The sequence below is a fragment of the Kitasatospora sp. NPDC048286 genome (assembly GCF_043201735.1).
GTDB lineage: Bacteria > Actinomycetota > Actinomycetes > Streptomycetales > Streptomycetaceae > Kitasatospora.
The window spans coordinates 1-1331 of sequence record NZ_JBICZE010000045.1; the positions used below are offsets into that span (position 1 = coordinate 1).

Here is a 1331-nt window from a genome sequence, read left to right on the forward strand (position 1 = left end):
GTCCTTGGGTTCTAGGAGTCGTTGCAACACCCCAGTTCAGGGGATGCATTGGACTTCGAGATCCGCAGAGACCGAAACGGTCAGGGGCCTGTGAAACTGGGCCGGGAGCGGGAGGCATACTCCCGGCTCATGGAGCAGGGCTACGCCAACGCCGAGGCGTGCCGGATCGTCGGAGTCAACGACCGGACCGGTAGACGTTGGCTCTATGGGCGCAATGCGTCTGGCAGGAACAAGGCGGCGCCACCGCTCTCAGCGGTGGCGCCGCCTTCGGGTCCCTCCCGGTATCTGCGTGAGGACGAACGGATCCACATCGCGGACCGGTTGCGGGAGAAGGCCACGATCCGCCAGATCGCGGCCGAGCTGGGCCGCAGTCCGTCGACGGTCTCCCGGGAGATCCGCCGCAACCGCACGGACGGCGCCCGTGGTCAGTGGCACTACCGGCCGCACGCGGCCCAGGCCCGTTCCGATGCTCGCCGTCCCCGCCCCAAGCCCCGCAAGATCCTCTCGAATCCGGAGCTGTGGGACGCCGTCCAGGCGATGCTGGACGAGAGGTGGAGCCCGGAACAGATATGCCACGCTCTGCGGGCACAGTTTCCCGACCGGCCGGAGATGCACGTGGTTCCCGAGACCGTCTACCAGGCGCTCTACGTCCAGGGCCGAGGGCAGTTGCGGCGCGAGCTGGCCGGCGCCCTGCGGAGCGGGCGCGCCCGGCGCAAGCCCCAGCGTCAGGCCAACTGCCGCCAGGCCCGCTTCGCCGATCCGATGGTCATGATCAGCGAGCGTCCGGCCGAGGCCGAGGACCGGGCCGTTCCCGGTCACTGGGAGGGCGATCTGATCATCGGCAAGGACCAGAAGTCGGCGATCGGCACCCTGGTCGAGCGCGCGACCCGCTTCGTGATGCTGCTGCACCTGCCCGGCGACCACACGGCCGAGACCGTCCGTGACGCCCTGGTGGCCACCGCCCGCATGCTCCCCACCGAGCTGAAACGCTCGCTGACGTGGGACCAGGGCAGCGAGATGGGCCGCCATCGCGAGTTCACGCTCGCCACCGACATCCCGGTCTACTTCTGCGACCCGGCCAGCCCCTGGCAGCGCGGCTCGAACGAGAACACGAACGGCCTACTGCGGCAGTACTTCCCCAAGGGCACCGACCTCTCGGTCCACACCCCGGAGCACCTGGCCGCCGTCGCCGACCAGCTCAACCGCCGTCCACGCAAAACGCTCGGCTGGGAAACCCCAGCCGAGCGCCTGGCTAAACTCCTCACGGCCTAGACAACCGACCACGTGTTGCAACGACCGCTAGAAACCGCCGTCGAACTGCCGGGCCCTCG

Annotated in this window: 1 protein-coding gene; it reads left to right on the forward strand. The window is 69.0% G+C overall.

Features of this window, described 5'->3' with window-relative positions; all coding sequences use genetic code 11:
• Positions 1 to 129: 129 nt before the first annotated feature.
• The gene (locus ACGF13_RS40265; RefSeq protein WP_392884609.1) at positions 130 to 1272 is read left to right on the forward strand and encodes an IS30 family transposase; all 1143 of its coding nucleotides are present in this window, start codon (positions 130 to 132) and stop codon (positions 1270 to 1272) included.
• Positions 1273 to 1331 lie beyond the last annotated feature (59 nt).

What these genes read in the sequence shown, in the direction of transcription:
- ACGF13_RS40265 (WP_392884609.1), top strand. Translation starts at nt 130, where the DNA reads ATGGAGCAGGGCTACGCCAACGCCGAGGCGTGCCGGATCGTCGGAGTC.